A 12,501-nucleotide genomic window follows, 5' to 3' on the forward strand; every position below is an offset into this window, starting at 1 on the left:
AGCCCGCTGGTCAGCGCGATCCGAACCGCCTCTCGCTTAAAATCTTCACTATGCTTCATCATCTCGTCGGTCTCCTGTTGCGAGCATAAAACGCTCAGGTGACCGGCACAAATCCGTTACAAGTCCATTCCGGGCGCAAGCTTGTAGCGGTAAAGCGGCAGACCGGTTGGCCGAGGCAAGCCAAGTTCGGCGCTTGCTTTGCCAAGTGGATGAGGACCCGTGTCTGCAGCCCTGGCACGCTGGATCGCCCGAATCACAAGAAGACGCGAACCACCTGCGGTCTGAATTTCGTCGGCAATTTTGCGCAGCTGTGCGGGATCGTTGCGCGCATTTTCGATTTCAGCCTTGAAATCGCGTTCCTGCATTGCTGAATCGCCCCCTGTAACTGCATTACCGCCCGGTAACCGGCGTTACCCGCCGTGCGCTAACCATCAATGAACATTACTTTATAATCAATGCGGAGGACGAGACTTTCAGTGCATCAGGGACGAATTCGGCGCAGCTCTATCGTAGAAAGCATTGACTACGCAGGACCAGCGGGCGCTCATGATCCCGTCGATACCTCGACCCAAATCCCAGATGACAGAGTCCCCGTTGGCGAGCCGGGCTTTCACGAACCGATCGTGCAGGTCGCCGACAGATCGGCGCGATTTTTGCGCCAAGTGCAACTGCACCGAGCCCAGCATGCGGTTCCACCGCTCTTCGAGATCTCTTCGCTGATCGTTCGTGTTTTCGGGTTCCCGCGTCTGAACCGAGTCAGCATCAAAAGCCACAACATGGACAGCTGCGATTTGCGAAGCGAGCTGACCAAAACGACTGATGAAATTGACGAGCCGCCCCCGCGCTTGTCCATCAGCGCAGCAGTAGGGGTCCTGGATTTCAAGCAATGCGATATTTGCATCGCGGGCATATTGCTCAAAGATGGTCCAGTCTCGCGGCCCATGTTGTTCGAAGACCACCCGCTGAACGTAGGAAGCCCGCGCTTCTGCCGCTTCAACAGGTGTTCGTACCGAGAGAATCGGGCGCCGAACCGACGGCCTGTCCAACTGCGCTGACGCGATCTCCTCAGGTTTGCCCTTTGATCGTGTGCTTTGGGTCTCTGTCGGACTAGGAGTTGCCGTGACCTCAGGGGCTGGCGGCGAGGATTCGCTCGCTGAGACATTGAGCCGTTCATGACTGACCTGCGGCTCTGTCGGAGCGGGTGGCTCAATGCTGTAACTTGTCCGCTTCTGGGAGGATTGGGGTTCAGTTTCGGGGGTGGCAACAGATTGATCCGGCCGCTCGTCTCGCTTCCCATCGAGCACATCGGCAAGCAAGTCCTCAACATCTCGCTCGCTTTCGGGCGGCATAAGCAGGCCACGACTCAATGAGCGCTTGCGCTCCATGAGGGCATCGAGGCGCTGATCGAAGCTCGACGGACCGATCGCTTCATCCGGATGGATGGCCATCGGGATATGTATCGTGACTGGGCGTGTCTGACCGATCCGGTAGGCGCGGTCGGTAGCCTGATCCTCGACAGCTGGGTTCCACCAGCGTGAGAGATGGATCACATTGTTGGCGGCGGTGATCGTGAGCCCAACGCCCCCAGCCTTGGGAGACAGGATGAGGACGTCAAAGGCAGATGACGAGCTCTGGAATGCGTTCACCATCTCCTGGCGCCTATGGCCAGCCACCTTACCGCTGATGCACATCGGCCTGTGCCTGAGGTCAAAGCGCTCCTGAATGGCCATGGCCAAAAACGCCTGCATCTCGAGATCTTCGCAAAACAGCAGCGCCTTCTCGCCGCGCTGCTTAACCTCCGCGAGAATTTCAAAGGCCTTCTTCAGGCGCGCCGACTGGGCAACGTAGGCGTCTATGTCAGTAACGCCTCGCGGCGCCGACGGGTGGAGCGATGTCCCGCGCAGCATGTGCAGCACTTTGAGCATCGCGCCTTGCTCGCCGCTTTCGCGTAGCGCGCGAGCTCTGGCGAGTACCATGTCATAGGCCTGCGCTTGGGCGGGCGGCATTTCCACCGCGTATTTGCGCGCCGCTTTTTCTGGCAGGCCGGTGAGGATCTCGTCCTTCATGCGCCTGAGCATGAACGGAGGCAGCTCGTCATCACGCTCGACCAATCGCCGCTGAAGGTCTTCAAGACCCGCCAGATCGTTCGCTGGGTAGCTGCTTTCGAACTCCCGGCTCGATCCGAGGAACCCAGGGTAGACCGTATCGGCAATCGACCAGAGATCCTGAAGTCGGTTTTCGACTGGTGTGCCGGTCATGGCAATTTGCAGACGGCCATTAAGCGCCTTGGCTGCCCGGGTCATTTGGCTAGCTGGGTTCTTAAGCTTCTGAATTTCGTCGTATACGATCGCATCAAATGGGATGCGCGCGAAGCTCATGTGATAGTCGCGCATCGTTTCGTAAGTCGTGAGAACGATCCCTGCGTCTTCCCATTCACCGGAATCGAGCCGTGAGGTGCCGCCGCGGATATCGCTGCCAGATTCCAGCCGATAGCTGCGCAAATTTGTCCCGAAGGCTTCGATCACAGGCCCCATCAGGCCAGCCTCGACATGCTTCGCCAGTTCAGCTTGCCAGTTCTTGAGCAGCCCTGTTGGCGCAACGATCAGCACTGGTTTGGGGTGAGCCGAGTTGGACCGCAACCAGAGCAAAAACATGAGTGCCTGAAATGTCTTGCCTAGCCCCATATCGTCGGCGAGCAGGACGCCCGGCAACTTGCGCCCCCATGCTTCGGTCAGCCAGGCAAACGCATCGCGTTGGTGCGGTTTTGGCTCGGACTTCAGACCTTGCGGAAGAACCGGCACCTCAAATGGCTCTGACGCGGCTGTCGGCCGAGGCAGACGCGCATAATCGAGTTGCTCGAAATTCTCACCAACTTGCAGAAAGAAGATCTCGACCGGTTCGCGTTCATGCTCAGACCGAGATTGGTCTCCTGCCTCTGCTGCGATCTGGCGCTCCAGATCGGCAATTCCACGCGTTGCCTGAAGCGTCGCCGTGGTGGCAGGGATGCTCTCGTCGCGCCAAGCAACGGTTTCGTCTCCTCCTTTGATGGCGGTTTCGAGGCTGCCAACCAGTATTTCGGCCTCACCGGGAGCCAAGGCAATGTGCCGCGCATCCGGCGGATCACCGATCCGCAGGCCAAAACTTTCTGGAAGCCAACTGTTAGGCTTCGGCTTGATCCAGGGCAGGACAGGCTTTTGCCAGACCTCGATCCCGCTGACGCGCTCAGAGAACTGCTGCGTCTCGATGAAGAGGTGGTCGGCCGCTGCATCATCGCCGGAGGCATCGAGTTTCAGCTCTTCGCGCAAAATCCGCTGGGGAGAGCGCAGGAACTCGCGCTTTTCCTGCGAGCTGCTGGCCTGCTTGGCACGTACGATATCGAGCGCCTTACCGAGCAGGGGGTCGAGGAACAGCAGTGTTCCATCGGAAAGGAGATAACTGCGCCGCCCCCCTTCCTGGCTCCGAAATCTGCGCTGGAAGTGCGCGGTATCCTGCGGGGTCAGCAGGGATGCTTCGTTCTCATCGACGAGATCGCCGTCGGAGGTCTCGCCGACGTGCCTTGAGAAGAGAACCGGGTCAAAGTCGAAGCGACCGTGATCGGTTTTTGCATTCAACGAGAAGTTCGCAGCGTAGGCTATGCGGATACGTTCCAGAAACCCGTCGGCTTCTATCCCCGCGCCCAGCTTATCGCCCAGCAGTGCGCGAAGCTCTGCAAATGCTGCTCTGCGTTCGTCGGGCTCACTTGCTGACTTAACGGCTTGTGCAGCTCGGAAGACGGAAAACACCGGCTCGGGAATGCGGCTGACGCGCCCACCCTCTCGGACCCGAGCGCCAACAATATCCGCACGAACAGGGACGCCGCCGCGACGGACCCACTTCGGATTGACCGTGATGGATCCTTCGGCGAGCGATCCACTCGAATTCAGTTGAAGTGTCAGAGGCGTGGCTGGCGGCAAGCCGAGGGCGAAGGCATCGGCCTCGTCCAATTGGGCGGCAATGTGAGGGGGAAGGATAATCCCTCCGTCCTCTTCAAGAATTCGACCTTCCTGATCGAACGAGCGTGCGAGCGCCAAGGCTGCTTGTCCTGCTTCGGGAGCAGCCCTGGGCCACTCCGAGACTGGTACAGTTTCGCTTGAGGCCCGCTTGAAGAGCACGCCCGGCCGCTCACACAACAGAGTGATAGTTTCACTGCCATCGCTCTGCTGGCTCGCAACGAATTTGTTGCTTACCATCGATCGTTCCAGCCATGGCTACGACCTTTTCCAAACCGCGGGTGCAGAATGGACGTTCGGCGATAAATTATGCTCGCAAACTTGCTCTCCCAACCTGGGCTGGCAGGCGCGTGGCGATGAAACTCAAAATCGCTCCTCCCATGCGTCGTCCTTAAAACGGTGGGGTCATACTTTTTCTTGTACAACGGAGGTGCTGCTGGATCGCGAGCATCCCAAAATCGACACGAGCCGTTGTCGCTCCATTCAGATATCCGAACGTCTCCAATCTGCATTATCAACGACGAGGACGCGCTTGTTCCTCCGCTGATGACACCAAACTCCGGCCTCTCACCACTTTGACGAATGACGTTTTCTATCTGATATTGCGCGCGAAGACCGAGAGCTGGCCACGCATCTGACACCAGATCGGCTTCTAAATATGCAAGCCAGAATTTTTCACGTTGCGCCCATTGATCAGGCCGATCGGTAGTCTTGGCGATTGCTCGGAAAAATTCGCGCATCGCGACTTCAGTGAGCCAGCGCTTAAAAACTTGCGTGACCGTGAGCGCGCGCTCTTCACCAATGGTCTCTGCCAGCGAACGGACGATTCTATCCCAGCGGGACCGATGAAGACGCGGATCACCCACCTGGTCGAGGAGCAACTCGGAAATTGCCTTGCGATGCTCAGGTTCTGGCTTCTCGCTGATCCAAGGCTCGAGCAAAGCCCGCACGACCAGCTCGATCTGGCCGGCGAGTGCCTCTCGATCAAAGAGCCTCAGCAAGCTGCGCTGCGCGAGTACCGCTTTTTTCGGTGGGAGCTCTGCTGTCGCAACGCAAAACCTGGCGAAGGTTGCCTGACCGAAGCCGCTCGCTGCCAGATTTGTTCCTAGCCCGGTTTCCCTGATGAGCTGAAAGATTTGATCGTCATCGCGCTGGACCAAATCGAGCGCCACCCGTGCAGGGCCTTGCGATGGTGCAAAGAGCTCCCATTGTCGGGCCCTCTCTCGCCATGCCCACTCATGCCGCTGAGCAGCACTTAACGCAGCATCGGCAAGCCTGCCCATAATAGGCCGGTCGACCGGAAAATAGGTGAGGTAGCCATCGATCATAGCTTGGTCGGAACTGCGCCGCTGCTCTTCGACCGCGCGGTCGAGAGCCTCAGATCCGAGGTCATCGAACTCTGGATCGCACCATGCCCCGCGCAGGACCCTGTTGAGTTGAAAGCGCGGCAGCGCCGCTGCACCGTTTTCAGCCGCACTGCGCAAGAATGGCTTCAATTCGACAACTGGCTCCGCCTCGCCGATACTCGCATCAAGCTTGGCGAGTTGCCGCTGCAATTCAGGTTGCGTTGTCGGAGGCTTGGCGAGCCCCGCAGACGCCAGGGCGTCCAGCCGATCGATTGCCGCGCGCAGGAAGCTCATTGCTCCTGCCTCAAGATGTCCTTGTCCAAACCGGCGCTGGGTGTGGTCATCAAGAACCGCAAGTCGATCCGTCGATTACGCTTCTTCGCCACCTCGCTATCACCTTGCGCAATAGGGCGATCCGGACCGTAACCGCTCAGGCCCAGGATCGGTGCAGAACCTGGCTGACCTGCTGGCTTGTTAAGGAACCCCCGCAAGGCCGGCTGATTGAGCTGAAGCATGGTGAACGTCGTTTCGGCTCTTCGAACCGAAAGGCCATAGTTGTTCATCCCGCCGTACATCGCGTCGGAATCGGTATGCCCCTCTACAAACACGGCGTCGATCATGTGCTTTGAGCGCTCCGCTTTGCAGAGATTTGACGTCGTGTAGCAGGGCAGAACCTCGACCATTGCGCTGGCAACCTTGCTGATCGCGGCTTGCCCTCTGACGCTCAGCTCCCAGCGTCCTTTGTCGAACAGCACGTCATCAGGCAGGCGCAGCACACCTGTCTTCGTGTCAATTTCGACCTGCAGGCCCTTGTCCTTCAATGACTGCTGAAGGTCATTGAGGATCTCTGCCCGGGTTCGGTTAGCACCGGTCAGCTCTTCGGTCTTCGACTGCAAATTCAATGCGAAGTAAGCCAGTAGGATAATGAAAATAAGAAGGAGGCCAACCATCATGTCCGTCATGGACATGAAGTAGCTTTCGCCTTCTTCAGGGGGTCTCCTGCGAACGGCGCCTTCCATTATTCAGCAGCTTCCCGATTTTGGTTCGCAAGAATTCCGGCCAGCTCTTCGACCGTATCTCGCAGCGTTGTCAGTGGCTCAAGTGCACCTGCAAGCTGCGCTACACCTTCGCCCAACGCGCGGTCGATTTGCCCAACACGTTCGTTGAGGTTCGTGGCATGGTTGCCTGCTGCATCGGTGATCTTTTCAAGCGCGGCTCCAAGTGACCGATCGACTTCCTCAAAGCGGGCCCGATATTCAGACCAGGCCGACGATGCTGCTGATGCCGTTTGGTTCAGCGATACAGCGAGCTCGCGCATCTCCTCTCGGGTATTTTCAGAAGACTGCGCGTTCTTGACGACGATAGCCTCGACCGATTTGACAGCTTCGGCGATCGACAGGGCAGACTGACGGACAGGAGCAGCGGCAGCCTCGACGTCGTTGGCAACTGTACCGAATGCCGTGGCCAGATCGCTCGAACGGGCTGCGACCTGCTCGATAGCGTGAGCATGGTCGCCAATAGCGGTCTGGGCCGAAGATAGCCGGTCAGCCGAAACAGAGATCGCGTTGCCGGCATCCTTCATGCTGGCAACAAGCGGAGTGCCTGCCCCGTTGAAGCGCTCCACGAATTCCGAGAAGGACTTCTCCATCGCCTCCTGGCCGATCCGCGCAGCGTCATTTGCGGCACTGGTCGAGGCTTCCCCGAGTTGAGTGGCCGCCGCGGCCAGGCCAGCTTTCATGTCGTCCAGGGTCGATCCGAGGCTGGTGAGCAGTTCATCCATTCTCTGGCGTGCAAGTGCGCTCGCTTGCTCATTTTCCTCGCGCATGCGGTCGGCTATCACGCCGAAGTTGCGATTGAGGTCGCCAAAGGCAGTGCGCATCTCTTCGGACGCTTGGCCGAACCGACGAACAGCCTCTTCAATCTGCCGGTCGGCCTCTCCCGTCTGCTTCTCGAGTCGCGCTGACATGGTAGCCATCGACACGGACATTGCCGCGATGGCATCTGCAAGACCCGCCATCTCGGCGCCCGCACCTGAAGCGATTGCATCTCGGACAGCCTCGCCGCCACCGCCACTAATTTTATCTATGCCCTGCTGTATCGAACCCAGATGGGTGATCATCGGGGCCATTTGCTTTTCTAGAGCGCCATCAAGTGCAGCTGCCAATTGTTCCGAAAAGGACCTAAGGGCAGGGGTCTGCTCTTTGAGCTGTGCCAGTTGATCACACGCAATCCGCTGTGGCGGAAGATACGCCATCCCGTGCTCAAGCTTATCGCAAATCGAGTAAAGGCCATCGTTTATCCTTTTCCCGAATCTATAATCGTATGATCGCAGCACGATTGACCCGACAATGCCCCCCACTGAAGCCCAAAATTTTGCTCCAGCCACTTTCATCAGGTCATTCAATCGTGACTGCATTACGGCGGTGCCACCACTAAAATCCAAGGTCGACAGAGCCGCAATGATTCCCAAAAATGTGATTAGAAGGCCGATAGCAATAAAAATATTGGCAAACCAGTTCAAGCCACGATGACGATCGCCAATAGGCATAAAAAATAATTCGGGACGGGAAGTGTTGTGCAATACTTCATCTGAAGTATCGACTATAGTTTCCCTATATTCCTCCCACGCCCGACGAAGGGGGAGCACCTCAGAGTGCCCTCCCTCCATCATTTTCTCATCTATGTCATTGAAACGAGATGCAAAACGCTGGCGTGCCGAATCGACGTCAACAATATCACCGCCAAGAACATCAGTTATAAGCAATATTCGCGCATCAATCGCCCTTGCGAGAGGATCATGAAATTCTTTCTTATAACGCAGGCAAAGTACAAATGCAGTACCTACTAGCATTGCCGCCAAGAAGGCAGCCATTGCATCCCCAATAAGCGGAATCTTGGTGAAAAAGTAGATCAAACCATGACCCAGCCATTCGGTTATTTGCACGAAACACCCCTCACACACAAAAAATTCGAATCGCTACACTCGAAACTGATATCATCTCGAGCCCTCAAACAGCAAAATAGCCGAGAAATGCAATATGAACGCAAGTTATCGAACTAGCGAGCGATCGCCAAGGGCATTGCACAGGTGCGATCGGCTTAGCTGAACGCCATGCTGATAGCAGAAACCCGGAAAACTGAGCACCGCACCGTGGCTCAAGTGGCCCGAATCCAAGTTTGCAAAAAACTAAATTAGATATTCCCTCAGGTTGGCCCCCGTACCTCAGATAGGCAGTGCATGGCGTCATATCGCGTGGCACTGACATGCGAAATTGACACGTACGGCGCTTTGCCGTACAAACCTCATTAAAGGAGACTCGGCATGTTCGCTCTCGAACCAATCGCCGCGACGCCCGGCAAGATGGAGGCGCGTAAGGAATTGCGGATGCACCGTGCGGACGAGGCGCGTATTCGGGCTGCGGCTGCCGCAACCGGCCTGCAAGAAGCGGACTTCATTCGTCAAGCTGCTTTGCTAAGGGCGCAGGAGGTCGAGCAACGTATGGCTTTATCCATCCTGCCGGAGGAGGCCTTTGAAGCGTTCAAAGCCGCAGTTGCAGCCCCAGGCAAGGTTGCGCCCGGATTGGCGCAGGCGATGAAGGCATCGAAGGGCGTGCTCAAGGATGCAGGCTGAAGCATCGACTGAAACTGTCTCGCTGATCATCGCAAAATTTGACAAGACGCTACATGATCGCAGCGCTTTTTCATGCGGTTTTGCGCCCATCGACAATTTCCTGAAATCATCCCTGTCCGATCAGGTGCGCGACGGCATGGTGACAGCCTGGCTCGCTACAGCCGAGGGCGATCGTGCAGTGCTGGGCTTCTACACACTTGGGGCCATGGCGGTTCGCGCAAATCTTGGCCCTAAGGCCTGGCAACGCGCACGGGTGCCAGACATCCCTGTGATCTATATCCGCGCTGTGGCTGTGCATGAGAGCCTGCACGGTAAAGGTATCGGCACGGCATTGGTCATAGATGCCATCAAGCGTTGCGCTGCTATTGCCGAGCAGATGGGTGCCGCAGCTGTTGTCCTTGATGTGCTCAAGGATAAGCATTTTGACCGGCGCTGGAAGTTTTACGCCGATCTGGGCTTCCTTCCGCTGCTGGATCCTGACAACCCTCACCGGGTCTACATGTCCATGGCAGACATCCGCGCAACACTGGCCCATGCGTGACGTAACAGAAAATTGGGAAGACATGGTGCGCTCGCGAGCTTGGCCATTGAACAGCCGGGCCTTGCTAGACTTGCAAAACCTGCATGAATTCGCATGATGCCTAAGCGATAACCGAACTTGGCCCATCCATGGAATTGGGCCATGACACTAAGATTACTTCTAGCCAGCGCCTTTTCGTTGGCCTTCATTCCCAGCGCTTATGCTCAGCGGGTAGACCTGAAAGCGTTCCCTTCTGCCAGCGGTAGTCAGCAACCATTTTCCCTCCAAGTGGCAGGGGCGGGCAATGGGGAAAGCCAGCCCAAACCCGACGCCTTTGGCGGCTTGGTCAATGAGTTCGCTGCATTTGGAACCGAGAACTCCCTAACTCAAGCCGTTACCACAGTTCATCGCCGTAAGAAGATGGCCAAGGGCACTGCGCCTGCCTCCGTCCCCTCACCTTTCGATGCTGCCCCCCCGCGCGATGGATGTGACTACCCGCGCTATGCCCCGAGCCCCCGACTTCCTGCAGCGGCGGAGCAGCGCCGTGCCATCTGGTATCCGGCCATGGCTGAAGCGGCTTGCGAGACTGGCTTGCCCGTTCACCTGTTCGACGCCCTCATCATCCAGGAAAGCCGGTACAACCCGGTGGCCGTCAGCCCGAAGGGCGCGACGGGCCTCGCGCAACTCATGCCTTCAAGCGCCCGCATTCTGGGCGTGCGCAACATCCTGGACCCGCGCGAGAACATGCGTGGCGGTGCGCGCTATCTTCGCGCCTTGCTTGATGAATTCGGTCGCTTTGATCTGGCGCTGGCCGCCTATAATGCTGGCGCAGGCCGCGTGCGGGCAACGGGTCGGGTGCCCCGCATCAATGAGACGATCCATTACGTCTCAAGCATTCTGGTGACGATGCAAAGGCAGCTTTCCGCGCCCATGCCACTCAGGGAATAGCCCTAATGTCCCTCATTTCTTTGCGGCTGCTGGCGACCCGAAGGGGATGCAGCCGTTTGCCCTGCCTGTGCGGGCCGAGGGGATCTCAGAGCGATGAAGTGCTGACGAATTGATCCCGCCGTTGCCGGATTTGCGCCTGGTTGGTGACGAGCGTGTTGGCGAGCCAGGTTGTTAACTCTTCCTGCGCCTTCTCAGTCAAAGGTTCCATCGGAAAATCCGCGCGGGCGTCGACCTTCTTGAAGACCGGTGCCAGCATCCCGATGAGGATGCCCAGCATTGGGTCGTCATAGGCACTCCAGTCGCCGATCACTTCGATGGCAATGACGGCCCGTGCCGCGTTAAGCCCGAGAATGTCCGACAGGCGCCGAAGGTCGCCGAGCCGTAACGGTTTCTGGCCGGCGAGGATACGACCGAGCTGGCGTCGGCTCATCTTTGCCAAAGCGGCGATTTCCGCCAATGGCCGACCATCCCGGTTGATCTTGTTGCTCAGCAGGGCGCGATGGCTCTCGGAAAAGGGGGGATCAGATTCCGAGGCCGTGCCTTCTTGGGATACTAAAGTATAGTCAGTGGTGGGAGTGATGGGCTCAGTCATAATACTCCTCGGCGCGCTGCGGCGTTAACCAATACCGGCGCGGGAGGGTGACCTTTGTCAAGTTGCAGGCAATGTCGTTGCTTTGGCTCAAAGACCCTCGTTCAGCACATGGGCACAAGCGTTGATCGCCTCGATCACGCTGACCGATCGTCCGAGCCTGCGGGCTGCATCGTCACGAAAATCACGCAGCCGATCATTGATCCAGGAATCGATCCGGATGTTGATCGCCACCTCGCCAACCAGCGCGTCGTGATGACAAATGCCTTCCAAGTCACTCAAAGGTATGTCAAATATTTCACACCTTGATGAGGACAGCACCGTGGTCAGCAGGCGCCTGGGTGAGCAAAGCTCAAGCTCGCGCGACGAAAGATTGTGCAGCGCCAAGCTGAGCGCCCGGAACGCCGCCGGGCTCATCTTCAAGCGATGCGCGGTCTGGGATCGCGGCTGATGACTATCCCCTGTCTGATCCTCTTTCATTGACAGCCCCCATGTCAAACTCCTGTTTCCTCAAGATTTCAGCCCAAGGATGGGCGCTTTGCGCCCATTGAAGTGCAAGATCGAAACGGGCCCAGCTTCGTTTGCGCCCAATGCTGGGCGCTTGCGAAACCCCCTGTGGGCCGAATCAGTTCGAGCATACGTCCCGACGCAGAAATTTACTTGATTTAGCGCCAATTTGGCGGGAGCCGACTTGTCGGTGAGTCCCCGACTGGCGGAGCCTTCGGATCGGCACAGGAACACGTCGCGTCCTGGCCCTCTCGAAAGGACTTACCCCATGACGTCCCTTGCTTTGCCGGCGCCCAAACGCGCCTCGATCCTGCCCTATCTCGGCGTCGCCGTGGTCGCGGCCGCCATACTCGGCCCGGGCGCCGCCTTTGCCGGCACCGACACCTCGTTCAACACCGCTCTCACGCAGTTCACCAACTTCCTGTCCGGTTCGGGCGGCAAGGTGATCACGGTGCTGAGTCTTGCTGGCGGCATCGTGGGTCTGGCCTCCGGCCGCTTCTCGCTGGCGCAGGTCGCCGTGCCGGTCGGCACGGGAGTCGCCGCGGGGACGGGCGTTCCCATCGTCACCGCGATGGTCACTGCGACCATCTGACGAGAAGGCCGGCTGCGCAGGGCAATTTGCCCCTCCCAATGCCCTGCGCAGACCGGCCCGATCCCCCACAAACTCTTGTGACGGCGGGCAGCGATGGAACGCTATGCGATCCCCAAACATCTGGATGATCCCGAACTCATCGGGTTCTGGACGCTGGATGAGTTCCTGGTGATGGTCACCCCCTTCATCTGGGGCATTCTGGCTTCGCATATCGTCATCGGGCTGGTGTTCTCCACCGTGGCCTGGTTCGGTTATCGCAAACTCCGCGCCGGACGCTCGATGGCCTGGATCCTGCATTTTGGATACTGGCGCCTTCCTAGCGAGTTTTTCGCCATGAAAAGCTTCCCGCCGTCCCATCTTCGCGTGCTGGCGGGCTGAG

The 12,501-nt window shown here is 58.1% G+C and carries 12 protein-coding genes; 5 read left to right on the forward strand and 7 right to left on the reverse strand.

All coding sequences use genetic code 11. From position 1 onward, the window contains the following. Positions 1-116: 116 nt before the first annotated feature. From EOE18_RS16310 to zorA, 5 genes are all read right to left on the reverse strand, one after another. Entirely contained in the window at positions 117-365 is a 249-nt protein-coding gene (locus EOE18_RS16310; protein ID WP_246027495.1) for a hypothetical protein, read from the reverse strand. 108 nt (positions 366-473) lie between these two features. After that, complete coding sequence (locus tag EOE18_RS16315; RefSeq protein ID WP_127711498.1) at positions 474-4,229, reverse strand: DEAD/DEAH box helicase; 3,756 nt, start codon at positions 4,227-4,229, stop codon at positions 474-476. Further along, entirely contained in the window at positions 4,223-5,629 is a 1,407-nt protein-coding gene (locus tag EOE18_RS16320; RefSeq protein ID WP_127711500.1) for an EH signature domain-containing protein, read from the reverse strand. The genes EOE18_RS16315 and EOE18_RS16320 overlap by 7 nt, the downstream gene beginning before the upstream one ends. Continuing rightward, on the reverse strand, positions 5,626-6,303 hold the full coding sequence (locus tag EOE18_RS16325) for an OmpA/MotB family protein (protein WP_246027496.1): 678 nt from the start codon (positions 6,301-6,303) through the stop codon (positions 5,626-5,628). Before EOE18_RS16325 ends, EOE18_RS16320 begins: the two co-directional genes overlap by 4 nt. A gap of 50 nt (positions 6,304-6,353) precedes the next feature. Then, positions 6,354-8,279, reverse strand: a complete 1,926-nt coding sequence (gene zorA, locus EOE18_RS16330; RefSeq protein WP_127711504.1) for an anti-phage ZorAB system protein ZorA — start codon at positions 8,277-8,279, stop codon at positions 6,354-6,356. Between the two features lie 378 nt (positions 8,280-8,657). Here zorA and EOE18_RS16335 point away from each other — a divergent pair, with 378 nt between their 5' ends. The 3 genes from EOE18_RS16335 to EOE18_RS18860 all read left to right on the forward strand — a co-directional run bounded on the left by EOE18_RS16335 (position 8,658) and on the right by EOE18_RS18860 (position 10,434). Further along, positions 8,658-8,966 (forward strand): type II toxin -antitoxin system TacA 1-like antitoxin, encoded by a 309-nt coding sequence (locus EOE18_RS16335; protein ID WP_067748532.1) that lies wholly within the window; start codon positions 8,658-8,660, stop codon positions 8,964-8,966. After that, positions 8,956-9,507, forward strand: coding sequence for a GNAT family N-acetyltransferase (locus tag EOE18_RS16340; RefSeq protein ID WP_127711506.1), 552 nt, complete (start codon positions 8,956-8,958; stop codon positions 9,505-9,507). Before EOE18_RS16335 ends, EOE18_RS16340 begins: the two co-directional genes overlap by 11 nt. A gap of 141 nt (positions 9,508-9,648) precedes the next feature. After that, positions 9,649-10,434 carry a lytic transglycosylase domain-containing protein gene (locus EOE18_RS18860; RefSeq protein WP_246027497.1) on the forward strand — a complete coding sequence of 262 codons (786 nt, stop codon included), beginning with the start codon at positions 9,649-9,651 and terminating at the stop codon, positions 10,432-10,434. A gap of 85 nt (positions 10,435-10,519) precedes the next feature. Here the strand turns inward: EOE18_RS18860 and EOE18_RS16350 are convergent, their stop codons facing one another. Continuing rightward, positions 10,520-11,026: a helix-turn-helix domain-containing protein gene (locus tag EOE18_RS16350; RefSeq protein ID WP_246027498.1), complete on the reverse strand. Its 507-nt coding sequence runs from the start codon at positions 11,024-11,026 to the stop codon at positions 10,520-10,522. Between the two features lie 87 nt (positions 11,027-11,113). Beyond that, the gene (locus tag EOE18_RS18865) at positions 11,114-11,503 is read right to left on the reverse strand and encodes a hypothetical protein (protein ID WP_246027499.1); all 390 of its coding nucleotides are present in this window, start codon (positions 11,501-11,503) and stop codon (positions 11,114-11,116) included. 295 nt (positions 11,504-11,798) lie between these two features. On the opposite strand from EOE18_RS18865, the gene EOE18_RS16360 reads away from it, so the two are divergent. Both EOE18_RS16360 and traL read left to right on the forward strand, forming a co-directional pair. Further along, positions 11,799-12,122 carry a hypothetical protein gene (locus tag EOE18_RS16360; protein ID WP_008065176.1) on the forward strand — a complete coding sequence of 108 codons (324 nt, stop codon included), beginning with the start codon at positions 11,799-11,801 and terminating at the stop codon, positions 12,120-12,122. 93 nt (positions 12,123-12,215) lie between these two features. Continuing rightward, positions 12,216-12,500, forward strand: a complete 285-nt coding sequence (gene traL / locus EOE18_RS16365; RefSeq protein ID WP_127711508.1) for a type IV conjugative transfer system protein TraL — start codon at positions 12,216-12,218, stop codon at positions 12,498-12,500. Position 12,501: the final 1 nt, after the last annotated feature.

Source organism: Novosphingobium umbonatum, from assembly GCF_004005905.1.
GTDB lineage: Bacteria > Pseudomonadota > Alphaproteobacteria > Sphingomonadales > Sphingomonadaceae > Novosphingobium > Novosphingobium umbonatum.

Excerpts from the sequence above, each read along its gene's own strand:
- EOE18_RS16335 (WP_067748532.1), top strand. The coding sequence starts at position 8,658 with ATGTTCGCTCTCGAACCAATCGCCGCGACGCCCGGCAAGATGGAGGCG.
- EOE18_RS16340 (WP_127711506.1), top strand. The coding sequence starts at position 8,956 with ATGCAGGCTGAAGCATCGACTGAAACTGTCTCGCTGATCATCGCAAAA.
- EOE18_RS16350 (WP_246027498.1), bottom strand. The coding sequence starts at position 11,026 with ATGACTGAGCCCATCACTCCCACCACTGACTATACTTTAGTATCCCAA.
- EOE18_RS16320 (WP_127711500.1), bottom strand. The coding sequence starts at position 5,629 with ATGAGCTTCCTGCGCGCGGCAATCGATCGGCTGGACGCCCTGGCGTCT.
- EOE18_RS16315 (WP_127711498.1), bottom strand. The coding sequence starts at position 4,229 with ATGGTAAGCAACAAATTCGTTGCGAGCCAGCAGAGCGATGGCAGTGAA.
- EOE18_RS16310 (WP_246027495.1), bottom strand. The coding sequence starts at position 365 with ATGCAGGAACGCGATTTCAAGGCTGAAATCGAAAATGCGCGCAACGAT.
- EOE18_RS18865 (WP_246027499.1), bottom strand. The coding sequence starts at position 11,503 with ATGAAAGAGGATCAGACAGGGGATAGTCATCAGCCGCGATCCCAGACC.
- EOE18_RS16360 (WP_008065176.1), top strand. The coding sequence starts at position 11,799 with ATGACGTCCCTTGCTTTGCCGGCGCCCAAACGCGCCTCGATCCTGCCC.
- EOE18_RS16325 (WP_246027496.1), bottom strand. The coding sequence starts at position 6,303 with ATGTCCATGACGGACATGATGGTTGGCCTCCTTCTTATTTTCATTATC.
- EOE18_RS18860 (WP_246027497.1), top strand. The coding sequence starts at position 9,649 with ATGACACTAAGATTACTTCTAGCCAGCGCCTTTTCGTTGGCCTTCATT.
- traL (WP_127711508.1), top strand. The coding sequence starts at position 12,216 with ATGGAACGCTATGCGATCCCCAAACATCTGGATGATCCCGAACTCATC.